Annotated in this window: 27 protein-coding genes; 6 read left to right on the top strand and 21 right to left on the bottom strand. The window is 54.8% G+C overall.

The genetic code is table 11. The features are described 5' to 3' along the window. The first annotated feature begins 198 nt into the window (after positions 1 to 198). Positions 199 to 639 carry a homoprotocatechuate degradation operon regulator HpaR gene (gene hpaR, locus ADJ24_RS22055; RefSeq protein ID WP_023310284.1) on the top strand — a complete coding sequence of 147 codons (441 nt, stop codon included), beginning with the start codon at positions 199 to 201 and terminating at the stop codon, positions 637 to 639. 83 nt (positions 640 to 722) lie between these two features. Beyond that, entirely contained in the window at positions 723 to 2,387 is a 1,665-nt protein-coding gene (gene tsr / locus ADJ24_RS22050; protein ID WP_023310285.1) for a methyl-accepting chemotaxis protein, read from the top strand. Positions 2,388 to 2,479: 92 nt separating this feature from the next. On the opposite strand, the gene ADJ24_RS22045 is transcribed toward tsr, so the two are convergent. The 18 genes from ADJ24_RS22045 to ADJ24_RS21960 form a co-directional block, all read right to left on the bottom strand. Further along, positions 2,480 to 2,986 carry a GNAT family N-acetyltransferase gene (locus tag ADJ24_RS22045; RefSeq protein WP_032668053.1) on the bottom strand — a complete coding sequence of 169 codons (507 nt, stop codon included), beginning with the start codon at positions 2,984 to 2,986 and terminating at the stop codon, positions 2,480 to 2,482. Positions 2,987 to 3,015: 29 nt separating this feature from the next. Then, entirely contained in the window at positions 3,016 to 3,489 is a 474-nt protein-coding gene (locus tag ADJ24_RS22040) for a hypothetical protein (RefSeq protein ID WP_023310287.1), read from the bottom strand. 1 nt (position 3,490) lies between these two features. Beyond that, positions 3,491 to 4,231 (bottom strand): winged helix-turn-helix domain-containing protein, encoded by a 741-nt coding sequence (locus tag ADJ24_RS22035; protein ID WP_023310288.1) that lies wholly within the window; start codon positions 4,229 to 4,231, stop codon positions 3,491 to 3,493. 126 nt (positions 4,232 to 4,357) lie between these two features. Continuing rightward, positions 4,358 to 5,323, bottom strand: coding sequence for a Csu type fimbrial protein (locus ADJ24_RS22030; RefSeq protein ID WP_023310289.1), 966 nt, complete (start codon positions 5,321 to 5,323; stop codon positions 4,358 to 4,360). Further along, positions 5,314 to 7,602 (bottom strand): fimbria/pilus outer membrane usher protein, encoded by a 2,289-nt coding sequence (locus ADJ24_RS22025; RefSeq protein WP_233424600.1) that lies wholly within the window; start codon positions 7,600 to 7,602, stop codon positions 5,314 to 5,316. Before ADJ24_RS22025 ends, ADJ24_RS22030 begins: the two co-directional genes overlap by 10 nt. Beyond that, positions 7,523 to 8,299, bottom strand: a complete 777-nt coding sequence (locus tag ADJ24_RS22020) for a fimbrial biogenesis chaperone (RefSeq protein WP_023310291.1) — start codon at positions 8,297 to 8,299, stop codon at positions 7,523 to 7,525. Before ADJ24_RS22020 ends, ADJ24_RS22025 begins: the two co-directional genes overlap by 80 nt. A gap of 2 nt (positions 8,300 to 8,301) precedes the next feature. Further along, positions 8,302 to 8,796 (bottom strand): Csu type fimbrial protein, encoded by a 495-nt coding sequence (locus tag ADJ24_RS22015; RefSeq protein WP_023310292.1) that lies wholly within the window; start codon positions 8,794 to 8,796, stop codon positions 8,302 to 8,304. A gap of 32 nt (positions 8,797 to 8,828) precedes the next feature. Further along, entirely contained in the window at positions 8,829 to 9,371 is a 543-nt protein-coding gene (locus tag ADJ24_RS22010; protein WP_023310293.1) for a helix-turn-helix transcriptional regulator, read from the bottom strand. Then, positions 9,368 to 10,006 carry an EAL domain-containing protein gene (locus tag ADJ24_RS22005; protein WP_023310294.1) on the bottom strand — a complete coding sequence of 213 codons (639 nt, stop codon included), beginning with the start codon at positions 10,004 to 10,006 and terminating at the stop codon, positions 9,368 to 9,370. Before ADJ24_RS22005 ends, ADJ24_RS22010 begins: the two co-directional genes overlap by 4 nt. A 180-nt stretch (positions 10,007 to 10,186) precedes the next feature. Further along, positions 10,187 to 12,478 carry a phosphatidylglycerol--membrane-oligosaccharide glycerophosphotransferase gene (gene opgB, locus ADJ24_RS22000; RefSeq protein WP_023310295.1) on the bottom strand — a complete coding sequence of 764 codons (2,292 nt, stop codon included), beginning with the start codon at positions 12,476 to 12,478 and terminating at the stop codon, positions 10,187 to 10,189. Between the two features lie 270 nt (positions 12,479 to 12,748). Then, positions 12,749 to 13,231, bottom strand: coding sequence for a DUF2501 domain-containing protein (locus ADJ24_RS21995; RefSeq protein WP_072263112.1), 483 nt, complete (start codon positions 13,229 to 13,231; stop codon positions 12,749 to 12,751). An 83-nt stretch (positions 13,232 to 13,314) separates the two neighbouring features. After that, positions 13,315 to 14,052 (bottom strand): DNA replication protein DnaC, encoded by a 738-nt coding sequence (dnaC, locus tag ADJ24_RS21990; protein ID WP_023310297.1) that lies wholly within the window; start codon positions 14,050 to 14,052, stop codon positions 13,315 to 13,317. Next, positions 14,049 to 14,594, bottom strand: a complete 546-nt coding sequence (gene dnaT, locus ADJ24_RS21985; RefSeq protein WP_023310298.1) for a primosomal protein DnaT — start codon at positions 14,592 to 14,594, stop codon at positions 14,049 to 14,051. Before dnaT ends, dnaC begins: the two co-directional genes overlap by 4 nt. Positions 14,595 to 14,742: 148 nt before the next feature. Beyond that, positions 14,743 to 15,171 carry an organic hydroperoxide resistance protein gene (locus ADJ24_RS21980; protein ID WP_023310299.1) on the bottom strand — a complete coding sequence of 143 codons (429 nt, stop codon included), beginning with the start codon at positions 15,169 to 15,171 and terminating at the stop codon, positions 14,743 to 14,745. 83 nt (positions 15,172 to 15,254) lie between these two features. After that, the gene (locus tag ADJ24_RS21975) at positions 15,255 to 15,707 is read right to left on the bottom strand and encodes a MarR family winged helix-turn-helix transcriptional regulator (protein WP_023310300.1); all 453 of its coding nucleotides are present in this window, start codon (positions 15,705 to 15,707) and stop codon (positions 15,255 to 15,257) included. Positions 15,708 to 15,748: 41 nt separating this feature from the next. Continuing rightward, positions 15,749 to 16,390, bottom strand: a complete 642-nt coding sequence (locus tag ADJ24_RS21970) for a TetR family transcriptional regulator (RefSeq protein WP_023310301.1) — start codon at positions 16,388 to 16,390, stop codon at positions 15,749 to 15,751. Positions 16,391 to 16,457: 67 nt separating this feature from the next. Beyond that, entirely contained in the window at positions 16,458 to 16,931 is a 474-nt protein-coding gene (locus ADJ24_RS21965) for a threonine/serine exporter (RefSeq protein WP_023310302.1), read from the bottom strand. Further along, positions 16,922 to 17,698, bottom strand: a complete 777-nt coding sequence (locus ADJ24_RS21960) for a threonine/serine ThrE exporter family protein (protein ID WP_023310303.1) — start codon at positions 17,696 to 17,698, stop codon at positions 16,922 to 16,924. Before ADJ24_RS21960 ends, ADJ24_RS21965 begins: the two co-directional genes overlap by 10 nt. 410 nt (positions 17,699 to 18,108) lie before the next feature. On the opposite strand from ADJ24_RS21960, the gene ADJ24_RS21955 reads away from it, so the two are divergent. Further along, a complete protein-coding gene (locus ADJ24_RS21955; RefSeq protein ID WP_023310304.1) occupies positions 18,109 to 18,846 on the top strand; it encodes a helix-turn-helix transcriptional regulator in 738 nt (245 codons plus the stop codon). After that, the gene (gene bglJ, locus ADJ24_RS21950) at positions 18,843 to 19,478 is read left to right on the top strand and encodes a DNA-binding transcriptional activator BglJ (RefSeq protein WP_032668057.1); all 636 of its coding nucleotides are present in this window, start codon (positions 18,843 to 18,845) and stop codon (positions 19,476 to 19,478) included. Before ADJ24_RS21955 ends, bglJ begins: the two co-directional genes overlap by 4 nt. Before the next feature lie 38 nt (positions 19,479 to 19,516). Here bglJ and ADJ24_RS21945 read toward each other — a convergent pair whose 3' ends face one another. After that, positions 19,517 to 19,975 (bottom strand): YbaK/EbsC family protein, encoded by a 459-nt coding sequence (locus ADJ24_RS21945; RefSeq protein ID WP_008502085.1) that lies wholly within the window; start codon positions 19,973 to 19,975, stop codon positions 19,517 to 19,519. A gap of 328 nt (positions 19,976 to 20,303) precedes the next feature. On the opposite strand from ADJ24_RS21945, the gene ADJ24_RS21940 reads away from it, so the two are divergent. Continuing rightward, the gene (locus ADJ24_RS21940; RefSeq protein WP_023310306.1) at positions 20,304 to 21,650 is read left to right on the top strand and encodes a PTS sugar transporter subunit IIC; all 1,347 of its coding nucleotides are present in this window, start codon (positions 20,304 to 20,306) and stop codon (positions 21,648 to 21,650) included. Positions 21,651 to 21,733: 83 nt separating this feature from the next. Here the strand turns inward: ADJ24_RS21940 and fhuF are convergent, their stop codons facing one another. After that, complete coding sequence (gene fhuF / locus ADJ24_RS21935) at positions 21,734 to 22,522, bottom strand: siderophore-iron reductase FhuF (protein ID WP_023310307.1); 789 nt, start codon at positions 22,520 to 22,522, stop codon at positions 21,734 to 21,736. 95 nt (positions 22,523 to 22,617) lie between these two features. Further along, the gene (locus ADJ24_RS21930; protein WP_023310308.1) at positions 22,618 to 23,682 is read right to left on the bottom strand and encodes a GGDEF domain-containing protein; all 1,065 of its coding nucleotides are present in this window, start codon (positions 23,680 to 23,682) and stop codon (positions 22,618 to 22,620) included. Positions 23,683 to 23,897: 215 nt separating this feature from the next. Here ADJ24_RS21930 and ADJ24_RS21925 point away from each other — a divergent pair, with 215 nt between their 5' ends. Next, entirely contained in the window at positions 23,898 to 24,167 is a 270-nt protein-coding gene (locus ADJ24_RS21925; protein ID WP_032668059.1) for a DUF1435 domain-containing protein, read from the top strand. Positions 24,168 to 24,292: the final 125 nt, after the last annotated feature.

The raw sequence follows: 24,292 nt of genomic DNA, 5'->3' as shown, positions 1-24,292 counted from the left end.
CTGTTTATTTCGCAATCAGAAGTGAAAGATTTGTGATGGGAATAACAATAAATTTACATTATGTGATTTGTTTATAGTTAAATCATAGAGTTAATAAAATTATTGGGTTTCTGTTAGACTTTTTGACGGAAAACGTGTTGTTTATAAAAACATCTTTTAGTGATTGTTTACTTGTTAATGATGTTAAGGGGAAAGGCTATGCATGATTCATTAACCATCGCGCTGCTGCAGGCGCGGGAAGCGGCGATGTCGTACTTCCGCCCGATCGTGAAGCGCCATAACCTGACCGAGCAGCAGTGGCGCATCGTGCGCGTGCTGGCTGAACATCCGTCGATGGATTTTCACGATCTGGCGTTTCGCACCTGCATCCTGCGCCCGAGCCTGACCGGCATTCTGACGCGGATGGAGCGCGACGGCCTGGTGCTGCGCTTAAAGCCGGTGAACGACCAGCGCAAGCTGTACGTGTCGCTAACCAAAGAGGGGAATGCGCTGTATGAACACGCCCAGGCGCAGGTCGAAGAGGCGTATCAGCAGATCGAGGCGGAATACACGCCGGAGAAGATGAAACAGCTGACGGCGCTGCTGGAAGAGTTTATTGAACTCGGAAACCAGCATAACGCAGCGCGGGAAGAAGAGTAAAAACCACAAATTCCAGGATGATTTTCGTAAAGTTTTCCCTTTCCAGGCCGAAAATTCTGTATCTGTCTGAGGAAAGAGAAAACATGTTAAACCGTATCAAGATTGTCACCAGCTTAATGCTGGTTTTAGCGATATTTGGCCTTTTACAACTCACGTCCGGTGGTCTTTTCTTTAATGCCCTTAAGAATGACAAAGAGAATTTCACCGTCCTGCAAACCATTCGCCAGCAACAATCCACGCTGAACGCCAGCTGGGTAGCGTTGCTGCAAACCCGTAATACCCTGAACCGTGCGGGTATCCGCTACATGATGGATCAGAGCAATATCGGCAGCGGCGCGACCGTTAACGATTTGATGCAAATTGCGTCAACGTCTCTGAAACAGGCGGAAAAAAACTGGGCTGCCTACGAAGCCCTGCCGCGCGATCCGCGTCAAAGCGATGCGGATGCCATGGAGATCAAGCGCAACTATGATATTTACCACGGCGCGCTGGCGGAGCTGATTCAGCTGCTGGGTGCCGGCAAAATCAACGCCTTCTTCGACCAGCCGACCCAGAGTTATCAGGACGGTTTTGAGAAGCAGTACGTGAGCTACCTGCAGCAGAACGACAAGCTGTACCAGATGGCGGTCGAAGACAGCAACAGCTCCTTCAGCCAGGCTATCTGGGTGCTGATCGGCGTCCTGATTGCCGTGCTGGTGGTGATCGTGGCCGTCTGGCTCAACATCAAGCAGACGCTGATCTCTCCGCTGAATCGTCTGATCGACAACATTCGCCATATCGCCAGCGGCGACCTGGTGAAGCGCATTGAGGTTCAGGGCACCAACGAGATGGGTGAACTGGCCGACTCGCTGCGCCATATGCAGGGTGAGCTGGTGCGTACCGTCGGCGACGTGCGTAACGGCGCGAACGCGATCTACAGCGGCGCGAGCGAAATTGCGATGGGCAATAACGACCTCTCTTCCCGTACCGAACAGCAGGCCGCTTCCCTGGAAGAGACCGCTGCCAGCATGGAGCAGCTGACGGCGACCGTTAAGCAGAACGCCGAAAACGCCCGTCAGGCGAGCCATCTTGCGCTGAGCGCCTCTGAAACCGCGCAGAAAGGCGGCAAAGTGGTGGATAACGTGGTGCAGACCATGCGTGATATCGCGGGCAGTTCGCAGAAAATTGCCGACATTATCAGCGTGATCGACGGCATCGCCTTCCAGACCAACATTCTGGCACTGAACGCGGCGGTAGAAGCGGCGCGTGCGGGCGAGCAGGGTCGTGGTTTTGCGGTGGTGGCAGGTGAAGTACGTAACCTGGCCCAGCGCAGCGCCCAGGCGGCTCGCGAGATCAAGAGCCTGATTGAAGACTCCGTGGGCCGCGTGGAAGTGGGCTCAACGCTGGTAGAAAGCGCCGGTGAAACCATGGGTGAGATCGTGAACGCGGTGACCCGCGTAACGGACATCATGGGTGAAATCGCCTCTGCGTCTGACGAGCAGAGCCGCGGTATCGACCAGGTGGGTCTGGCGGTAGCTGAGATGGATCGCGTGACCCAGCAGAACGCCTCGCTGGTTGAGGAATCTGCCGCAGCGGCAGCCGCACTGGAAGAGCAGGCAAGCCGTCTGACGCAGGCCGTGGCGGTGTTCCGCATTCAGCAGGAGCAGATGAAAGCGCGCGAGTTCGCTGCGGCTAAAGCGGTTTCCACGCCGGTGATGGCGCGTAAAACCGCGACGGCCGATTCAGGCGATAACTGGGAAACGTTCTAACTCGGTGCGTTGTGCCGGGTGGCGGCTGCGCCTTACCCGGCCTACGGTTCAGGGTTTTGTAGGCCCGGTAAGCGAAGCGCCACCGGGCGATATTACAGAGGCAGGCGCATGGCGCAGCGCGTTTCAAAGGCGAAACCGTGCGCTGCCTCTTCTTCCCTTTTCTGACGCAGTTCAGGCGTCAGCGTCGTCATTTTTTCAAACCCCAGCCGCGCATAGAACGGCGCATTCCACGGTACGTCCCTGAACGTCGTCAACGTCAGCGCTGTCAGCCCTCTTTTACGGGCATGGTCTGCCACGCAGGCGATGAGCTGCCTGCCGATCCCTTTTCCCTGCCAGTCCAGATCAACCGAGAGTTCGACAATAAACAGTGATGAAGGATGGGCCTCGGCAAGGATAAACCCGACGGGCTGGTCGTTCGCCAGCGCCAGCCAGCTTAGCCCACGTTCGACATACTCAAGGTGCTGCTCAGTGGAAATGACCTCGCCGTTGGCAAGCCAGGCGAGATCCGGGCTTTCACGAAAGCGCTCGCCCGCCGCGCGTTCAATGGCGGGCAGGGCGATAATGTCGTGAGGGGTAGTGGGGCGAATGCGAATATTCATGGCGGGAAGTATAGCCTGACCCGTCGACATTATTCCGAGCAGATCAGCACCGGCGAGTAAAAATTGCTGATCACCAGCGCGTCTTCCGGCGTGCGCTCTATCGTCAGGAGCCTTTTATTGCCCAGCGTCAGGCCCGCGACGTACTTTTCAAAGACTCCTGGCGGCATGGCATCGTGGCTAAAACGCTCCACTTTTTGAATAGCGATCTCATATAGTTCGCCCTCCACGTGACGCCATTTAAACATCTCCTGGCGGGAAACCTCCCAGCTGCGCGGGGCATTAACCACGCTGCCGTTTAGCGTGATGTACCCCGTTTTGTCGGGATGAAAACGCATAATGATCTCACCGTCAAAGGTGAAATCGTGGCTGTCGCGCCTGTCGGAGAAGGTCAGGTTTCCATCGCAGGCTACCGAGAGCGGGGGCGTGTGGAAGTACCAGGCCAGCGCGGAGCCCAGCAGCAGCAGGTTCAGGATCAGGATAAGCCAAACTTTTTTGTGTCTCATATCACCACTCGTAATAGTAAAGCGTACGACAGGCGCTGGCTTTACCCCGCGTGAGGGAACACTGGGAGAGCACCAGCCGCCCTTCGTGGCCGTAGAAAAGCGTTCTCTGAATGTGCATGTAGAAAATCGAATTTTTCAGGCACGGAAGATGGCCGTCCTTTTGAAGCGTTTGCGCGAGCGTAATCGCCTTCCCGTGAAAAACGTCCGCCAGCGGCGTAAAGGTGTAGACCGGACAGGTGCCGATATGCGTCAGCAGATGGATCTCCCGCTGCGAGTTTTCTGGCTTGATGAGCGCGATCCAGAGGCATAGCGCAACGACGACCAGCGTGAGCGCGCCGCAGAACAGCCATTCCGGGCGAACGCGCCTTGCCGGTTTCGCCGTTTCCGCGGTCGGCGGGGCCTCCTCAAGCGGGGTGACCGTGACGTCTGCGCTGAGCATAAAGCCTGTTTTCGGTACGGTAACGATAAAGAGCTCGTCGGGAAGCAGAGTCGCCAGCATTTTGCGCAGAATGCTGATGTACTGGTTTAAGGAGTTGTTAGACCCCTGGAGCCCTCGCCGATCCCAGACTTCCTGAAGAAAGGTTTCCCGTTCGACCACGTTCCCATGATGCTGAACCAGCAGCCTCAGGATGGTATTCGCCGTACAGGTGAGGAGCTGCGCATCTTCATCCGGCGCATTGATAAGAGAAACAGAACCGTCCTCGTCGTTATAGACGATGGCGTCAGCAAGCAGGTATTTCATAAGTTCTTGTAATAAAAACAGAGATAACGAATAAAAAGAGAAGGCTTACGCCTTCCGGGCAGCACTGCTGGCTATTTTAACGCCACTGTTACCGATAACATTGATCCAGACAGGATTTTGGGTGGTTTAATAAGTCAGCGTGATAATCACGTCATCAATAAATTCCCCGGTACCGGTTAGCTGCTGTGCCGGGACTTCGCCGTAAACGGTGTAGTTCTGGGTGCCGCCTGCAGGGTTGGTGACCTGCAGCGCATCACCGCTGCTTTGATCCCCCCAGCGTTGCGTGGCCGCCTCATCCTGCCAGAGCCCGTAGCGCAGGCACTGGCCCTCGCTGTTACAGAGCTGCCGCTGACTACCGCTGGCATGGTTGCCATTGCCCATGGCAAGGGTGAACACGATTCCGGCCGGACAGCGCGTGGTGACGGTGGCGGTGGATCGCGTCGGGCGCAGGGTAGCGGTGCTGGTCAGGGTGCCGAAGTTAAGCGGCGTCACGCGCTCGATGTAGCATCCCTGGCTGATTTCGGCCTGCGCGCTGGTGCCGCCCTGCACCTGCTCTCCCTCAGCAGAACCGTCCGAGCAGTTTTGCAGCGCATCCTGACGCACCGCGCTGTGCCAGGCGATGCGCAGATTCATGTTGTAGTTGTAATAGTGGTATGCCGGGAGCTGGCTTTGCCCTGCCGGAATGGTAGCGATAAGCGGAAAGATACCGCTGACGTTGGCATTGCTTTTCGCGGCAAGGGTCTGCTGGATCAGGTTCCCGTTGCTGGCAGGCCCCAGCTCCTGAGAGCGCGCTGCGCCGTTAAGCAGGCGAAAGAGGAGGGTGTACTGTTTCCCCTCCTGATCCCCCTGCGAGATCATCTCAAAGGGCGGTGCATCAACGCTGCTCAGGCAGACGTTGATATATTCCATCCTGCCCTCGTTGTCGACCTGGTCGGCCTGGCAGCTAAATTTGACCTCGGTGTTGACGGAGGTTGTGTTGCCCGCCACGACGTTGCCAAAGTTAATGGCGGGCGTGGAGGTTATCCAGCAGGCTGCCGCCATCGCCTTCACGGACAGGACGAGCAGCAATAATAATGGCGCTCTTAATGACACAGTTGTTCTCCGATATTCTGTATTGATGACGCGGTACGCGGCGCCGGAAGCGTGACCCGGCACTCTCCCTCACCGGTCTTCACCACCAGTTCACCCGGCAGGGGCGGATCTTCAAGCCAGATAAAGCCGTCGCGTCCCACGATCGTGGCGCCCTGCGGCGTAGAAACTACGCTGCCCAGCGGGAGCGGACTGCGGCGGCTGTCGACCAGTCGGGCCTGAACCGTGACGGCGTGATGGACGTTAAAATCGACTTTTACCGCGCTGCTGTTGCCCGGTCTGGCGTGCATGTCGGTGACGGGTGCGATCACGTCGGCAGGCAAATCGAGTGGGTTAATGCTGATTTTGCTGTTGTGGTAACGCGGCAGGTCGGTCAGCAGGAGATAACCGTTCTTATCCGTTTCACCGGCCGGGCGGTTTTCCAGCATCACCGGTACGTGCCCAATGCCGTGCGTGGACACCAGCGCCATGCCCTGCTGGATATAGCGCAGCGCGTGCAGGCTGCCGTCCAGCAGCGTCAGGCTACCTTCGGCTGAGGCGTACTGGTTGCCCTGGTGAGCACTTTGCTGCAGCCCAACGTGCCATTCACCCGCTCGGCCCAGATAGCCTACGTCCGCATATCTTTCACGTCGTTCGCCAAAGCCCTGGCCCAGCTCCCATGACCAGCCGCCGGCCTCATCGTCCGGCTGGTGGCGGTAATCCATGCGCGGTTTATCCCGGCTGGCCTGGACGGAGAGCGTGTCCTCGCGACCCAATGGGACGGAAAACAGCAGCTGAACGTGACTCGATGAATCCGTAAACGAGCGGGTATAGCTCAGCGTGGTGGAGATGTGTGCCGGCAGCGACAGCGACCAGGAGGCGTTGAGGTAGCGCTGTGTGCTGCCCTGAATGTTTTGCTGTACCCAGCCCGCGCCCACGGTGCCGAAGTGGGGGACGGAGTGGCTTACCCAAACGCTGTCGCTGCGTCTGACGGGCGCAGCACCGCTCATGCGGGCGTTGTCGGCGAAATCCGCCCCGGTACGGACGGTGCTGGCTGAAATGCCCGTTCCTCTGCCGTTCCACTGCCAGCCGAGGCCCCACTGAATGCCCTGGCCGTAAGGGTTGTCGCTCACGGCAATGTGCTGGCTGACCACCCCTACGGCGGGAGAGACCAGCCAGTCAGTGCCCATACCTACGTTGCGCAGCCTGCGCTGCTGCTCCGTATGCAGCGCCAGCGTCAGGTGATTATTAACCCCATAGCGCCAGCCCGCGTCCAGCAGCGGCGAGGCGGCATAGTCGTCGGAATGCAGGGCGTAGTTTTCCCGCATCCAGCCGATGTCCAGCGAGCCGCTGCTGAGCCCTTCCGCCAGCATGCCCGGCGCGCCGTAGAGATCGAGCTGTACGGCGCGACGCTGGCCGTTGATATCGGTAATGACCACCTCCGCCTGCCCGCTTCCGGTGAAGGAGGGCAGGGTATCCAGCAGAAAGTCTCCCGGCGTGACGCGCTGGCTGCTCTGCTTAAGACCGTCGATATACAAATCGACCGTGGAAGGCAGTACGGCGGTGTCGCTGTAGCGGCTGCGCGGTTCGGTATTGAGCTGGGGATTGAGTTCAAAATTACGCGCCCAGTGTAGCCCGCCAAAGCGCACCTGCCGGCTCCAGCGGGTGCCGGTGGTGATGCTATCGCCCAGCGCCAGAGTGGTCAGCGAGTCGGTGTTATCCCACTGCCAGCGGGTTTCGAGACGCGTATGGGTCGGTCGACCGGCGCTGTTTTCCTCCCCGGCATGGCTTGAAAAACTGCTGCTGAACGTTCCGGGTAGCCCTCCGGACGCGGTCAGTATGGTCTGGGCATTAAGCTGGCGTTTCCCCTGCGCGTCGCTGGCGTAGAGCGCGTATCCGAGCGTGTAAGCGTTGACGGGCTGCGCATCAGGATAGCGAAACAGCGGCGTGGGCTTTGTGACGGTCAGATGCTGCTGGCCCTCGAACGCCTCTGCCTCTGCGGTAATCGACACCTGCTGGGACAGCACGTCGACATTGACCTTCAGGCCCGGCAGGGACGTCAGTTCAACCCACCCGGCGCCATCGTCCGGGGCGTGAAGCCCCAGCTTTTTCATGTCGCTGCGGCTTATCCATAGCGCATTATCCACCACCCGGCAGGCCCAAAGCTCTCCTCGCGGAGCGTGGTTCACGGTAATCGCCAGCCATTGCACGGTGTCGGCGGGTTCAGTCCGGGCTGACAGCATGAGCGGTACCCAAAACAGGAGCGCGAGAAGCGAGCGGGCGCAGGGGTATCTGGCTGGCATGGTGGTCATCATTGAGGTAGACGCGCAGCGTGCTGAGCGCGTGTCGTGAAGCCTGCTTAAGCGGTAAAAGGGTGGTTTGTCCCGGGAGCACATAGCCCGCCAGGCCTTTAATCGACCCTACAACCTGCCCATCGGCCGTCAGGGCCTCAAGGTGGCTCAGACGGATGTGGCGGTTTCCGGCGTTAAAACAGCGGAGGGTGGCCGGCATTTCTGCCTGCTCACAGCTCAGTGCATCGTGGCTGGCTGGCGCGTCCTGGTTCCCGGCAATAAACACCGGAATCGAGTAGCGCAGCAGGAAGTGCACCGCGTTGGGATTGGCGGCACGGGACGTGGCGTCCGGCAGCTCGTCAATGACCAGCCGGTAACTTTGCTCCTGTGCACGGACGCCAGGCTGCATGACGATAATGCGCACCAGCTGCTGCTGGCCCGGCGCCAATGATGTCATCGCCGGGCTGCTGACCACCTCCCCGGTGGCCACCAGAACATCTTTACCGTTTTTTTGCGTCCATTCGTACACCCGAATCTGCGCATGGATGGCCGCTTTCCCAGTGTTAGTGAGATAGACCGCCGCTGCCCGCTGATTGCTCTGCAGGTCGAGCGTTACCGGGGCCACCTGAAGCGTGGCGGCCAGCGCGTAGCGCGACAGCAGCGCCAGCATCATGAGCCACAGAATGAAGCAGGGAAGGTAGCGACGCACGATCAGTACTCCAGTTTTAACGTGATATCGTCGCTGTAGGTACCTGCCTGGGCGGTTGTCAGCGCCCCGGCGTCAATGACGCCATACAGCGTTTCCTCCTGTTCCGCACCGTTGCCGGTATCGTCCAGGCCATTCGTGTCGGTGATTTGCGTCTGTTTGCCTTCGTCGGCAAAGAGTTTCCACGCAATCTTCTGCGCGCCCGTTTCGCCGTTTTCCGGCTTCAGCCAGAAGGTACCGTTTTCGCCGTCGTTGCTGGTGGCTGTGAGGGTGAAAGGCGTGCCGTTGGTACAGACGATATCGACCTGCGTTTTGGCCTGGATTTCGCTCGACTCATCGGAGCCGTGACGCGAGAAGTTGAGGTCGTTGGCTTTAAGGGTGCACGATTTCACGACCTCAAGTGATACGTGCATCGTCGCGCTTGCGGTACTGTCTGCGGCGATCGCAGCAGCAGGAAGCAGGAGAACGGAACAACTTACAAGGGTGGGAATAATTTTCATGATCTTATTTCCTGACGTGAGTAACAGTGCAATTACAAAGCGAATGACTGAGCGTCCAGCAGGCAGAGTTTTCGATGGAATTCCGCCAGGCTGTGACAACAAAATTTGTTCATCGCGTTACGCTTGTGGGTGTAGATCGTTTTAGGGGACTTATTCATGATTTTTGCGATGCGAACCGGACTAAATCCTTTATGGAGCAACATGCAAACCCGCCTCTCCTGATGCGAGAGCGTGGCGGCGTTTTTGATGGCGAATGTCGTGTCGCTAAAACAGTGGCTTAGCTGCGCAAACGAGAGGTTGTCCGCGACCACTCGGACCCGCTCGTTGCGCAGGCAGGCGTGAACGTCGCAGACCCGCGCGGCATCCGTAAATACCAGCCAGTTCTCTCCAGTGTGCGTATTGAGCAGTCGTTCCTGCAGGTGCAAAAGCCCTTCAGGATTAACGTCATGGATCCAATACATCTCCGGGCGAGGGGTAACGGCCGTCGAGATCATCGAAGTGAGGCCAAGCCATAAAAACGTATTCCCGCTCAGAACGATAACCTGATAACCAGCATTCGGAATGAAAGGGGTCATTTTCTACCCCACAGATAGCCCTGGCCGTAATCAGCCGCGCTGGCGCGGGCCAGCGCGAAATCACCCGCGGTTTCGATGCCTTCGATCAGCACCTTGCTGGCGACGCGCTTGCACTGGCGGGTGAGATGCAGAAACTTTGCCTGCTCGATCCGCCCGTTCCAGAAGGTATGTTTGTCAATTTTGATGCCGCAGAAGCGGATCTGGCTGGTCAGAAGATCGGGAAGAAGGTCTTCGCAGACATCGTCTGCCCACACTTCTATCCCCCACTGATGGAGCGTCGCGATGCATTTCCGGAGTGCCAGGCTTTGCGTATCCTCGAGCTGGACCATCGTATGGAGATCGGTAACCTCGATAGCAAGTCTCTCCGGGCAGGGTGTCTCTTCTTTTAGCCTGTCGAGGAAGTCCGTTTCCAGCAGTAAATCCGATGTCGCATTGAGATAATACTTGTCGCCATCCTTGCAAAACATGGCATGACGAAGCTGCGCAAAGAAGTGCGCTTTACGCTGCGTCGCGGGCATCGAGCCAAAGTAATCTTCAAGATTGACGTGGGGCTTTGCCGTAGACAATACCTCCCAGGCAATCACATTTTCACTGCGCAGTGCCCGGATGGATTCGAACTTATAGCCGGTTAGCATGATAAAAGTGCGTAACGCTCCGTTGTGATTTCAGGAGCCGCACATTTTATGGATTTGTATTTTGGCGGGATATTTATAAATAAAAATGGCTTGTATAAAGAGTTTTTATCTAATTTATAAGGCTGATATAGGATTATTTATTTTCATAAGCGCCCGGCAGCACGCCGGGCGCGACGCGTGTTAACCCGCTTTGCTGACGATTTTGATTTCAACCATGCCGATCCCGAGCTCGCGCGGTGAGTGCCCAAGGATATTCCCCTCGTTCGTGGACTGCGGGTCCGGCGGCACGATCACCAGGGTATTGCTGCGCGAAGGATTCTCAAAATGCAGCGTGTGCGTGCTCACGTCGTTCCCGAGCGTCAGCGTCTGCTCCCGATCGCCTACGCGCACGGGTACGGGCTTGTTAGCGTTAGGGCCATACGCTCTGGCGGTGATCACCAGGTCGAACTGTTCCGGCAGCGGGTGGGCGTACTCAATTTTCACCTCGTTGCCCAGCTGCGCGTTTGACCAGCGTCCCCAGGACTCAGGACGCGAGATGCCGCTAAACTGCTTCACTTCCTCGGGCGCGCCGGCCACGTTAAAGATAAAGCTGTCCGCTTTGTAGCGAATATCGTTATCGCTGACTTTAAGCATGTCGATGTTGTGCTGATAGCGCGCGGTATCAATCACCGTATCGTTGAACGCGGTTTTGCCTTTCCACTGGGATTTATCCACGTGCTGCACGGTTTGCTCCCCGCCGAGCTGACCCTGAGAGACGCACCAGTCGGTAGAAAGCGCCAGCGGCTGCGACCAGAGCTGGCCCATTTTGTAACACCTGTCGACCCAGACAAAATTATCGCGTGGGGCAAAATCGGCCAGCTGATAGCGCAGCGGCGCGGAATATTCGCTTTCCGGCAGCGGCTCGACGCGCCCCTCCGACACGCGCACCAGCAGCGGCAGACGGAAGCTGCTGCCCGAGAAGGCAATCGTGTTTTTATCCCGATCGACGGTGAAGTCTTTCATCTCTTTCGGGAAGTTCCACAGGCGGATAATGTCTGGCTTCCAGGCGAGGATTTTATCCTTCATGTTGAGGAACACTTCCGACAGGGATTGCCCCGACAGCGTGCTGCGGCCCAGGCCAATAAAGTTGTCGCCGCCCAGAATGTCCAGCACGGTTGCGCCGTTATCCATGGAGTTGCGTTTGGTGGCAATTACCTCCTGCTGCGGCTGGTCGCCGCGCAGGACAAAGAACAGGTTGCTGCGGTCCTGCTTGTTGAGCCGATCCCAGGCGCTGTTTTTCATCGCCAGATGGTCAGACGAAACGACGATGACGGTGTTTTTAAACCAGGGCGAGGCTTTGATTTTCTCGACCAGCGCGGCAATGTGCTCCTGACTGCAGGTGACGGCGCTGAAGGACTTGTTGTTTTTGCCGTCCACGTCGTAGCTTTTGCGTTTGCAGCTGCGCGAGACGAACCCGTCCGGATGGTGGGTATCCACCGTCAGCGCAAAGAGGGAGAAACGCTTGCCCGCGCGGGAAAGCTCCTCGAATTTCTTCCAGGTTTCGTCGAGTACCGTATCGTCATAGAAGCCCCAGTCGTTACGGTAGCTCGGATCGGCAACCGTCGTTTTTAACTCTTCTGAGCCATACAGGTGGTCAAAACCGTGGGATTTCAGGAACACGTCTTTTCCGGCAAAGCGCAGGTTTGCCCCCTGCACAAAATAGTTTTCGTAGCCGGAGTTTTTCAGGATATCGCCGAGGCAAATATTCTGCGGGAAGAACGTCGACATCGAGGCTGAGGCGTTACCTTCAAAAGGCGCGAACAGCGGGATACCGCACTGGGAGGCAACCATCCCGGCAATCGTATAATCCGTACCCGGCAGCTGCATGGTGTGGCTGAAGTCGAGACCTTCGTTTTTCAGCGCGCCCAGGTCCGGCGTCAGATTCGGGAAAGCATCGTTATCAAAGTACGTGCGTTCCAGGCTTTCACCGTAGATGTAGACCAGATTGAGCTTCGGGCTGGCGATCGTTTTCGACGGTTCTTTGTAGTAGGCCGCGAAATCCGGATCGCCGTCGCGAGACTGGGATTTCACCAGCTCGGTGATCTGATGGAACGCCGGGCTGGCGTCGACGGAGGCCAGCGCCAGGAACAACGCCAGCAGGCTATAGCCATGATGGTGCGGGTGATGGCGACGTCGGCGCAGCACCCAGGCCAGCGCGCCAAAAATCGTCACCAGAGCGACGATAAGGCCTAGCCCCGGAAGAATGTATTTGCCCACGCCCGCGCCCGTCAGGCTGTTCGTCAGCGTGTAGAGCACCGCATCGTTAATACCGTCACCGGTAAAATAGTCGCTGGCGTATAAGGTAATGTTTAAAATAATAAAAATGCCGAGTACTACCAGCGTGGCGATAAACCACCAGGTGTGACGGCCGGCTTTCCAGGCGTAAACGCCGACAGAAGCCAGAAAAAGGATAAGAGACATGAATTCTGACAACAGCATATCCTCATGACGCCAGGTGCTTCGCTGGCTAACTGTTTATTTTTTGGGTCATACAATGTAATTGCGATGTCGTTAAGCTGCAATTTTAGTGTCACGAAAGTGTGCTGTTGTTAGGATTTGGTTTAGAAAATCGTTTTTATGAAGAAGGTCGCATCCTGACAAACGGACGCTGAGACGGTGGCAACCAGGAAAAACGCTCGTTTAGCGCCGCGTTGCAAGACTATCGCATTAAACGCGGCGTGTTGTGGCATAAAATGGGGTGGATCAGGAGATGAAATTAACGCCTTGTTTCAGCACCAGATCGCAGGCTTTGGTTTTCACCTGTTTTGCCAGAGAAGAGTTGCCGAGGGTGCTCAGGTTTAGCTGCTGCCCGTTTTGCGCGTTAAGCAGGCCCTGAATGCCGTCCATATAGTTGGTGTCCGCTTTCTGCTCCTGAGTATCCAGACCCAGTTTACCCAGCACCTGGTTTTTCACGTTTTGCGCGTCGGTTACGGAGGCCAGCTTTTGCTTTGCGCAATATTCCAGAATCCCCGCCGCGTTGTTCATCGTGCCCGCGCTGAGGCTCTGAGAGCTGCTGCCCAGCAGGCTGGTGAGGGAAGAGGCGGAGAGTCCACCCTGAGAGCTGCTGCTCTCTTTGGTCAGCTCATTTGCCGCGCTTGACAAGGACTCCTGCCAGGACGCCGCTTGCGCTGCGCCGGTCACCAGCAGCGCGCCTAAAAAAGTGCTGATTAGAATCTGTTTTTTCATCATGGCTCTCTCAAAAAGGTCCGTTTTGGGCCGAAGGGGTTCCAGTATATACCTATGCCCTGGCAGCGATTCCTGGAACTGTCTTAATACTCTTTGCCGGTAACGCGGCTGCGGTAACTTTCCCAGTCGAAGATGACATAAAGACTATTACCCAGCTTCATGCGGTCCATGACGCGTTCACCCAGTAAGCGGGTCATCTCGTCGATATTGTGGTTCGTCAGCATGCCGGTGGGGCGCTTGGACGAGGAGCGGCGGTCGACAATCTGGTTGATGATCACTTTTTCATAGCGGGATTCTGTCTGAACGCCAATCTCGTCGATGACCAGTAAATCGACATTGCTCAGATCGTTGAGCAATTGCTCTTCGCTGGTTTCGCGGTTGCTGAAGGTATCTTTCATCGCGGACATGATATCGGCCACGGTGATGATAAGAACCGATTTACCCCGCAGAAGCAGCTCGTTGCAGATAGCGGCTGCAAGGTGGTTTTTTCCGGTGCCCGGCTTTCCGCTAAAGATGAAGCTGGCGATATTGCCGTCGAATTCATCCACGTACTGACGGGCGGCGGCAAGGGCGTTCATCTGCCCGCTGGTCTCGATTTTATAGTTATCGAACGAGCAGTTCTGGTGCAGGGGACGTATACCGGAGCGGTTAAAGGTGCGCTGCATTTTCATCGCCCGGTTTTCCCGGGCGAGCGCGGCGGCGCGGATCTCACCTTGCTCTTTTTGCCACGCCAGAAGCTCTTCACCCGTGGTAAACGCGGGCTTCACGTTGGCAGGCATCATTTTTTGCAAACGTTTCATCAGGTCGCCGACGTTCTTCATTTCGCACCTCGGAATCCGCTGGGGATCTGTTTATCCGGTTCGGAAAACGCGTTGATATCGCGTTTGGGCTGGCCGTTGTTGCCGGCGCGGGTAATTTGAAGATGACGCGCGAGCTTTTGCTGCCATTGAATATGGGTGAAGACTTTCCCTTCCGCCTGCCACCAGGCGGTAAACGCGGCGAGCTCTTCTGCGGTGGCCGGCTGGGTTAGCGCAATGCCCCACAGCGCGGCCTGCCGCTGAAAATCCGCATCCGGCTGCCAGCCCGCGTACAGGGCAAATTTTCCCATCGGAACGGTCAAGGGGACGTTAACCGGTTCATCAAAGAACTGGTTGTCCAGCGTGATATCGCTCGCCGGGCGTGACAGTTGCGCTTCAATCTCCAGAAGCTGCGCCAGGCGTTCCGGCGTGATTGCGTAGAACGCCGGAGCGTTGTCGGCAAATACCGCAACCGTGCCGCCTTCGGCATGGGTCAACACACCGCGTGGGTCGCGCATAAAGGCATCAATGCCAGCAATGCTGGTGGTCAGAATTCTGGAGGACATAACGCTTACTCTACTGATTACTACGGGCGTGATATGGGCTTATGGTAGCACAGAGAGAGGAAAGGGAAGGAGGGGATTTCCCCGGTGGCGCTGCGCTTACCGGGGCTACAGTCATAGACCTGATAAGCGCAGCACCATCAGGCATTTATCACGCGATGATATTCAGGGTCACGTCGATGTTGCCGCGGGTCGCGTTAGAGTACGGGCAAACAATGTGCGCCGCATCGACCAGCTTTTTAGCTTCCGCGGGATCCATACCCTCAACGTGGATGTTCAGTTTTGCCTCGATACCAAAACCGGTTGGCAGCGGTCCAATACCCACTTCGCCTTCAATAAAGGCATCTTTTGGCAGGGTGAATTTGTCGCGTGCGGCCACGAACTTCATCGCGCCCAGGAAGCAGGCAGAGTAGCCCGCAGCAAACAGCTGCTCAGGGTTAGTTACTTCTCCGCCCATGCCGCCCATCTCTTTTGGCACGCCCAGTTTTACGTCCAGTACGCCATCGGAAGATGTCGCGCGACCGTCACGGCCACCGGTTGCTTTTGCTTTGGCGGTATAAACAACTTTTTCTAAAGACATGGCAGGTTCCTCATCTTGTTTTAATGTGTGCTATTAAATAGCGTGCGATATATATGGGTGATAATCACGCATAAAGTATAGCTTTACGCGCGGTGTAGCTGTTGTCGCAAAAGTTCGAGCTGCTGTTTGAGCGCCAGCAAAGTGTCGGTATCACACTGCGCCGCGCAACCCACCGCATGGGGAATACCCAATGCCTGCTGCTGCAGTTCACGTCCCGCTTCACTTAGGGTGACGGCGACCTGACGTTCGTCTTTGCGTGAACGATGACGGTTGATTAACCCGGCACTTTCCAGCCGCTTCAAAAGCGGCGTTAGGGTCGCAGAGTCCAGAAACAGGCGTTCGCCGATGTCCGACACCGTGACGTCATCCTGCTCCCACAGCACCAGCATTACCAGATATTGCGGGTAAGTCAGGTTCAGCGGTGCCAGCAGTTGCCGGTACAGCTTGTTAAGCGCCAGATTTGCCGAATAGAGGGCAAAGCAGAGCTGGTTATCCAGCTTGAGCGCAGCGGTTGCGTCGTTCGTTTTCGCGTTCATGAAATGAATATAGGTAGTGTGCGATTTAATTGCAAGCAATTTTATGGGCAGGTGTAGCGGAGCGCCACCTGAACGGCCATTTTGCGGTAGTGCTGGCGCTGAGCCTGTTCATCCGCTCCGTCTTCAAACAGCAGCGTAAAGGTGTAACTGTTGGCTACGTAGTGAAAGCTGAAGCTGCTTATCAGGCGGTGAAGATCGCGGGCGTCAACCGTCTGGCTGAAGAGCTGCTTTTCTTTGCCCCGGTGCAGGATGCCCTCCAGCAGGTCGAGCGCGCTACGGTTGACCTGGCGAAGATAGCTCGACTGCTGCATAAAGCGGCCCCGCTGCATGTTTTCCATGCAGATAATCCGGATGTAGTCCGGGTGGTCGGCATGATAGTCAAAGGTGGCTTCAACCAGATTGACCAGCGCTTCGACGGGGGGCATTCCCGCCAGGCTTAGCGCTTTTTCACTGGCGCGAATCTGGGTGTAAACATGTTCCAGAACCAGGAGATAGAGATTCTCTTTATTCTTAAAATGGTAAACCACCATGCGTTTGGTGGTACCCGCTTTCTCCGCGATCTGCTCCATGCGGGCACCGTTCAATCCATACTCGGCAAAAAGCGCGATGGCGCTCTGAAAAATTTTCTCTTTCAGGCTGGATTCTTCGCTGTGCTCGGGGTGTTCGCTGCCAGGGTTAGCCACATCCTTTCCTTATTTTCACCAAACGGACCAGAAGGATTATCTCCATGGCAGCGAAATAACACAAATATCAAACGCGTGGGCGTTTGCGGTACAGCCACAGCCCGGGGATCGACAGCCCTATGGAGAGCGCGCCGACGATGGACGAGGCCTTAAGAAAATTGCTCAGGAGGAGGATCATCTGCGGCTCAGTGTAGCCAAAATGGCTGATTTTCACCGCGGAAATCATCGCCGTATACGCAGATATGCCCGGGAACATCGGGATCACGGCGGCGACGGTGAACACCTTGGGATGCGCCAGATACCAGCGCGACCACTGGATGCCGATACTGCCAACCAGCATGGAGGCCATAAATGTCGACCATTCGATGTTAAATCCTGCGGTCATCATCACCATTCGCGAGCCATGACCAATCGCGCCCAGCAGCGCACACCACCGCAGAGCGCGTTGCGGAACGTTAAACACCATCGCAAAGCCGACGGCAGGAATGGCGGCCAGAAGCATGTCCTGTGCCAGCGCCAGCAGAAAATCTATCACGCCCATCCGCGTAACCCCCAGAGTGTCATGGCCATTACTACGCCGATGCAGGTCGCCAACGTCAGCAGGCTGGCAATAGCCCAGCGTGCCAGACCGGTATTGATGTGTCCTTTAAACATGTCGGCAACGGCGTTGATCAACGGAAAGCCCGGAACAAGCAGAAGCACGCTGGCGGCCATGGCAATCGTCGGGGTAGTGGCAAACTGCGGCAGGCGCAGCAGCAGGCCGGAAACCGTGGTGGCGACAAACGCGGTAATGCAGAAGTTAATTTGCGGATGCAGCTGCCGGTGCGTCAGCAGCTGGCGAACATACATGGCGATACTGCTGGCAAAAAAGGTGACGATCGCGCCGTCCCAGCCACCTTTATTGAGCTTACAAAAGCAGGCGCAAGACAGCCCTACCATCACCACGACAAGCCAGCGCGGATAACGTAATGGCTTAATTTGGCTGAACCGTTTTTCAATCTCACGAAGATCGAGAAGCTTATGTTCAGCAAGGATGACGATGTGCTGCACTTCGGTTACGACGTGCATGTTAATGCCGCGGTCATGGTTTTTGCGGGTGGAGGTCAGGCACTGTCCGTCTTTGATCGTGGTCAGCACGATGGCGTTGGATGAAATAGCGCTTTCAACGCTATCCATACCCAGCGCCAGTCCCAGCCGGGTGGAAAGCTCCTCAACCAGCGCGCTTTCCGCGCCGTGCTGGAGCAGAAAAAGACCGCACTGAATACATAGCCGCGTGATAGCACGCTGCGTTGACCGATCTGCCTGCATGTATTGTCCTGAAGAAGGTGGAAAGTTGCCGGTTGGCCCATAGCGATTATTTTTAGCACAAAGTGCAGTGCCTCTTGCTGTGGGTCAGATCAAGGTTTATGCAAACAGTTGCTGCCCTTAAGTGCGGAAGGGGTTGGGATTAATTCATCATTTTGGTGAATTATTAATATTAAAATATAAGTTATTTATATTTAGTTATTCTAATTTTATATTGTAGTTATTTTAATGACACTGCAATTAAAATTAATTTCGCTTTGTGAGATATTACTGCTGTTTAGGCATTTCTTAAACTAAGAATACATCTCATCTTCTGCTTGTATTAACCTGCTTTACACTCAGGGACGAAAAATACTCATACGTTGATGCATTTTAACGTTACTCATCACATGAAGAATGGACACGGAGGGTCTATGTTGTCTTTGCACGGTAAGCATTGCGTTATCATTAGCCGGATACCGGTCATGCAAAACGGGTTAGGGGGCGTGATGACTCGCCATTTCCCCGATTTTGAATTGACCTATTGCAGCTCATTGCAGGAGTTAACGCTGCTCCAGCTACGCCGCGCTGACGTCATCATTGCCGATATTTCAGGCGAATACTGGAATCCTCGGGGCGCGCTCGAAGAGTATTTCAGTTTATTGAATCAATACCGGAACATTCACTGGATCTTTTTAGTTTCGCGTCCGCTTAACCCTATTGCCGTTGAGTTACTTGTGCGCCCGGAAAGTACGTTGCTTTCTGATATTGAACCCATTGAAGGGCTGGTTAACGCTATTCGGGCAGGTAGCGAACGCGCAGAGCGGGTAAGCCAGGCGTTGCTAACCCCGGAACCTCAAAGTCCGGGGGAAGAAGACGAACAGGTTATCGCGCTCACGTACTCCGAACGCAAAGTATTGCGACTGTTAGGTAAAGGATGGGGGATTAACCAAATCGCCACATTGCTTAAGAAGAGCAATAAAACTATCAGTGCGCAGAAAAACAGTGCGATGCGACGGCTGTCATTACGCAGTAATGCCGATATGTACGCCTGGATAAACAGTACACAGGGAATGCGAGAGCTGAGTTTGATGTCAGCCTATGGAGAGTTCGAGGAATGGAAAAAACCGATTCAACAAGACATATCGCCATCGTCGAAAATTGCACGATGAGTGCTGTTGGGCTAAAGCATCTTTTTGCGATGCCCGGCCTGAATCATTATCAGCTGCATCTGTTTAGTGAGTTTGACAGCTTTAAGAAAGCACTTCAGCACATCAATTTTTTCTCGCTGATCTATTCATATTCCGATGCGCGAGAAGAGCGTCGTAGCTGCCTGGCGCACCTGCGGGATTTTGCGTTTACGCATGGCCATATCCAGCGCATTATCCTGGTCGCTGATGAGATGGAAGCAAGATTAATTAGTCATCTTTCCCCGTCACGCCTTCACGGTGTGGTCAGCAAATCGCTGACGCTTGAGTGCCTGCAGAATGAACTCATGGTATTGCTGAGTGAAACCCTGCGCATCAATGACAATATGATGAATCACTGGTACCGGAGTCAAAGCAGAATGTTAAGCCCAACGGAACGGGCAATATTGCGTTATATGTCTTGCGGCTATTCCATTCCTCAAATCGCGGCACAGCTTGAACGCAATATTAAGACCATCCGGGCGCATAAGTTTAATGCGATGGTGAAGCTGGGGGTAAACTCTGACGTAGGGCTACTCGATGCGGCGGATATTATTACCCACCTTTCTGCAAGAGAACCGCGAAGTTCGGCACTCAGCAAGCCGACCTTTTTATAACCTGCCTGTTGCGCGCCAGAAAGGATCTGGCGCATCAATCAGATGCAAACATCAACCCATTTTGCGGACGTCAGCTCTGCCATTCTGTCAGGTGAAATACGCACGGCACTATGAATTGCGCCTGCGGCGGGCAGGACTTCGGCGTACTGCTTTAACGAGATGTCGCAGTAAACCGCGAGCGGGTTTTCCAGGCCGAACGGGCATACGCCGCCAACGGGATGACCGGTGATGGTCACCACTTCATCACTGCTGAGCATGCGCGCTTTTGCACCAAACGTGTCTTTCAGCTTTTTGTTATCCAGGCGCGCATCGCCTTTCGCTACCACCAGAATCACCTCATTTTTCACCTTTAATGACAAGGTTTTGGCGATTTGTCCCGGTTCAACACGATGGGCGGCAGCAGCCAACGCAACGGTAGCGGTACTCTGGCTAAGTTCAATGACGTCTATATCCGGCGCGTTGTCGGCAAAAAACTGCTGTACAGACTGCAAACTCATTGTTTCCTCCTGACAAATATCCTGCGTAATCTGTCATAAGAATTTATGCTCTGTAAATATCTCTTCAGTAACAAATATCCCGAACGGCTGATTTCTGGATCCTCTTCACAATCACGGAAACCGGTTACAGTAACCGGTTGCAGAGCGTGATGCGTCGATTAATACTGAGTACGTAACGTCCCCTGTACCCAATAATAAGAGCAAATTATGAAACCATTCCGTCTGAGCAGTACCCCTGGTCCACAAGCCAGCAAGGTTGTGAAGGTGATTTATGGAACAACGTGCGGCGCAAATGTGCCCGTAACAAACGTCTGACAGGAGATCTGCCATGTCTGCCAACCATGCTGCGTTTAACCTGATATTCCGTTTTGTTGAAAATTACGTGAGCCCGATTGCCGGGCGGATCTCTTCCCAGCGTCATGTCATGGCTATCCGTGATGGGTTTATCTCCGCGATGCCATTTATGATTGTGGGTTCATTTTTGTTAGTGTTCGCATACCCGCCGTTTTCGCCGGATACCACCTGGGGTTTCGCCCGAGCCTGGCTGGATATGGCGAAGCAGTTTGAAGGTCAGATTCTGACGCCGTTTGATATGACGATGGGCATTATGTCCATTTATATTTGTGCGGCCATTGCCTACAACCTTGGCAAACACTATGTCAAATCGCACCAGTTAGACCCGTTTATGTGTGCCATGCTGTCGCTGATGGCGTTTCTGCTGGTCGCGGCACCGAAAACCAAAGGCACGCTGCCAGTCGACAGCCTGGGTGGGACGGGCATTTTTACCGCGATTCTGGTGGCGATCTACTGCGTTGAGATGATGCGTTTCCTCAAGGCGCATAACATCGGTATTCGCCTGCCAGACCAGGTACCTCCGATGATCAAAAACTCTTTTGATCTGCTCATCCCGGTGCTGGTAGTGGTGTTGACGCTTTATCCTCTGAGCCTGCTCATTCAGTCTCAGTTCGGCATGCTGATTCCGCAGGCCATTATGTCGGTCTTTAAACCTCTGGTTTCCGCAGCGGATTCCCTGCCTGCGATCCTGCTGGCCGTGTTGATTGGCCATCTGTTGTGGTTCGCCGGGATACACGGAGCCGCCATCGTCTCCGGGATGCTGCAGATGTTCTGGCTGACTAACCTGGGCGCTAACCAGACCGCGCTGGCCGCCAGCCAGCCTCTGCCGCATATTTTTATGGAGGCCTTCTGGACGTTCTTTATCGTGATTGGCGGGTCGGGCGCCACGATGGGGCTGGTGATTTGCTATCTGCGTAGCCGTTCAGCGCATTTACGCTCTATCGGGCGTTTGAGCGTGGTACCCAGCTTCTTTAACATCAACGAACCCGTCATTTTTGGTACGCCAATTGTGATGAACCCGGTGTTCTTTATTCCGTTCCTGCTGGCACCGATGGTAAATGCAGTGCTGGCCTGGGCGGCGATGACGTTTGACCTGATTGGCCGCGTCATCTCAGTGGTCCCCTGGACGGCACCGGCGCCAATAGGCGCAGCGTGGGCTCTGGGCTGGGATTTCCGCGCGGCTATTCTGGTTGTGGTTCTGGCCTGCGTATCGGCAATCATCTACTTCCCGTTCTTCAAAGTGTACGAGAAACAGCTGCTGGAGCAGGAAGCGGAAGAGGCACAGCGTAACGCGGAAGAGGACAATCAGCAGGTGGCTTAGCTAAAAGCAAAACGGCAACTCAGGTTGCCGTTTTTAGTGTTTGTTCCCTGTCCCTGTGGGTGAGGGCATCAGGCCGGGGCCGACTACTTCAGCGTGCAATCCCCGCACTGCTTAACATCCGGCAGGCGGTAGCGCTGGCAGCAGGTGCGGCGAACCAGAAGCCCATCACGGAGCACGACGGTACGGAATAACGGGTTGTCGCGGCCATCGGAAAGCTGTTTTGCAAAGAAACAGGACTGACGCAGGGCATCAACGTTCTCATCACCAAGCAGAGGCTTCATTTCCGTTAAATACCAGTGGATTAAATAGCCCGTATTGCTCCAGATAAGCTTCGCGTTAATCTCTCCCGTCGCTTCAAGCGCTTCCACCACCGGGATCAGGGCCTGAGTGATAAGCCGCTCCATACGTTCCTGAGCCGTCAGGCGTTCCGCGTTCTGGTCTTCGTGCAGATCAATCCAGAAACAGGCTGCGCGCCCGGTTTCGTGAAACTCGACGTGGAAATTATCCGGCGAGAGTTCCAGCATGCTCTTCTGGGTTAACAGCGCCAGCATGAGGGGAGGCACCATCAGCCCGATATACCATTGCGCCCAGAGAGAGAGCAGTGGTTTATTTTCCCGCGTAAGAGTGGGCTGATTGCGATAGATATGGTCGGAATAGGTGGCCAGCAGCGACTGCAGTTTTGTCGGTTGACGCCACTCTGAGAGCGTCATGGCGTGGTTCGGGTGCGCTTCATCAAGCCGGATAAAGTCCAGCAGGTGGGCGCGCGTTTCTGCAATCTTATCCCGTATGGCATCCGCAAGCGAAGCATTCCCGCTGGTGAAAGGCGCTCGCCAGAGGAGGGGTTCGACGATTTGTGCGGTATGCGTAGCCATATTATAGATAGAAATCTAAATGATAATGATTGCCAATCCTAACTATTGCTCATACCAATGGCAAGACTTTTGTCCGGGTGACACCGCCGTGATGTTTACGCCGTCTGCAGCTCTTCACTCAACAGAATGTTATTGCGCCCCATATGCTTTGCTTCGTAGAGGGCTTTGTCCGCTTTTTCCAGCGCGCCTTCCACGTCTTCATCCTCGAAAATGGCAATACCAATGCTGATGGTGACGTTTGTCGCGACACTCTCGTTAAATAGATGCGGGATTTTCAAATCGTAGACTTTCTGACGGATCCGCTCGGCCGTCTGGCGGGCATGTTCGAGAGAAATATTGGTCAGCAGCACCATAAACTCTTCTCCGCCAAAACGCGCCACAATATCGCGAGAACGCACGGCGTCGCGGATTGCCGCAGAGACGCGCTTAAGCGCCTGGTCGCCCATCATATGGCCATAATGATCGTTATAGGCTTTAAAGTGGTCGATATCCATCAGCAGAACAAAGTGCTCGCCATTTTCTACCGTCGGCAGGTTCTCCAGACGGCTTTGCAGACCGCGACGATTATAGAGGCCGGTAAGCGGGTCCATCATGCTGAGATCGGTAAGGGTTTCTCGCTCTTCCAACAGGCGTGAGAGCAATTCCTGAGCAAAACGATCGTTACGCGTTTGCAAAATGTTATGAATAGCAATTGCCACCACAGGAAGTGCGAAAGAATAGGTCATTCTCAGCCATATATCGTGATCGCTTAACCACAGGCAGGCAATAAAGGTGGGCAATGAGTGCAGCGTAAATGCTTTGATATTACTGGCGAATGCCAGCGTTCCGATAAAAAGTACCGTTAATAGGGCGATTAACAAATATGTCGCGTGGTCGTGGGTAATTAAGGCGAATTTAGACACAATTTGCCAGGCCCACAAAATACCGAAGATCCCTGAAACAACGGGAATATTTATCTTCCGCGCGCGCTTTCTCCAGTGCCAGACGAACAGGCCGGTGCTGATGGAGAAAATAGCAATAAGTGGGGCAGATAACAGGCGTACAGAATTGAGCGGATTTGTTACCGAGAACACTGCCGAGGTTGCGTTCAGAAATAAAAATAAACGTAACGACAATTGATATTTTCTGTGAACCAAAGACCGCCAGGATTGTGATGTCATAGTCGTGCGTTTTTATTAAAATTTAATTAAAACAAATAAGTAGGTGCCGTTTCGCAATAAAACATGCAAAAAACTCAAAGAGTAATTATCAGAAAATCTTTAGATGTTGTTAACAGGTGTGCAATTTATCACCTTAGGCAATTCCTGTCATTACGGGAAAGGTAAAGGTCGATGGATTTTGATTCATTCAGCTGACAAATGATAATGCGTGTCATATGATATTGGTTATCATTATCGTTATGAGAGGGCAGATCATGTTGAACAGGGCGCTTGGCAGTGGTTGGGGGGTATTGCTACCGGGAGCCATTCTCGGCGGGTTGATGTTTGCCGATCTCTCCCTTGATACCTGGAAAGCGATCATTGTGTCAGGACTGTTAGTCACGTCAGGCATGATCTGGCATAAGCAGCTGCGCCACTTTGTTTTACTGCCATCATGCGTAGCACTGGTCAGTGGAATTCTGGTGATACTGATGAGTTTGAAATAACAGGGAAAACAAGAGGAACTTCAGAAGGGATGTAAGATAATTGGTGCGAGGGGGGGGACTCGAACCCCCACATCCTAAGGACACTAACACCTGAAGCTAGCGCGTCTACCAATTCCGCCACCTTC

The organism is Enterobacter sp. 940_PEND, assembly GCF_001059415.1.
In the GTDB taxonomy this organism is placed as follows: domain Bacteria; phylum Pseudomonadota; class Gammaproteobacteria; order Enterobacterales; family Enterobacteriaceae; genus Enterobacter; species Enterobacter cloacae_M.
Note: the sequence above shows the minus strand (reverse complement) of the source record. Positions and strands in the feature narration are given on the sequence as shown.